Below are 623 nucleotides of genomic sequence, written 5' to 3'. Positions count from 1 at the left end.
GTAGCTCAATTGGTAGAGCAACTGACTTGTAATCAGTAGGTTGGGGGTTCAAGTCCTCTCGCCGGCACTCTCATATATGGAGGGGTAGCGAAGTGGCTAAACGCGGCGGACTGTAAATCCGCTCCTTAGGGTTCGGCAGTTCGAATCTGCCCCCCTCCACCATAGATTTTTGCGACAGCAACATATCTAGCATTAATTTAAAAAACAACTCTTAAATATTAGGGGCATAGTTTAACGGTAGAATAGAGGTCTCCAAAACCTTTGGTGTGGGTTCGATTCCTACTGCCCCTGCCAATATATAAAAATTAATGGCGGTTGTGGCGAAGTGGNNTAGTATCTTGTTACTTAGTATTTTTAGATGCTTAAAAGCACTTAGTTTTCGACGATATTTCCTTTAGAATATCCTCTTGCTGGTGTAGAGCACGAGACTTTTATTTTTGTGTAGAAAGTTTGGAATATAAAGTGATCGACACAGATTAAGCTGGAAAGTATACCTAGTTGTCGACGATATTCCGTGATATTTCCTGTCAGAAATACCCCAGAATATCCTCTTGCGATGAGGATTCATGTAGCTTATTCAGGGAAGTTTATTCTTGAAGGTTATTCAATGGGCTATAGCCAAG

At 41.4% G+C, this 623-nt stretch carries 2 tRNA genes; both read left to right on the top strand.

From position 1 onward, the window contains the following. The first annotated feature begins 78 nt into the window (after positions 1-78). A tRNA-Tyr gene (locus COD11_RS25920) sits at positions 79-162 on the top strand. 58 nt (positions 163-220) lie between these two features. Then, positions 221-294: transfer RNA gene (locus COD11_RS25915), tRNA-Trp, on the top strand. Positions 295-623 lie beyond the last annotated feature (329 nt).

It is taken from the genome of Bacillus sp. AFS040349 (assembly GCF_002577655.1).
Lineage (GTDB): Bacteria > Bacillota > Bacilli > Bacillales > Bacillaceae > Metabacillus.
Note: the sequence above shows the minus strand (reverse complement) of the source record. Positions and strands in the feature narration are given on the sequence as shown.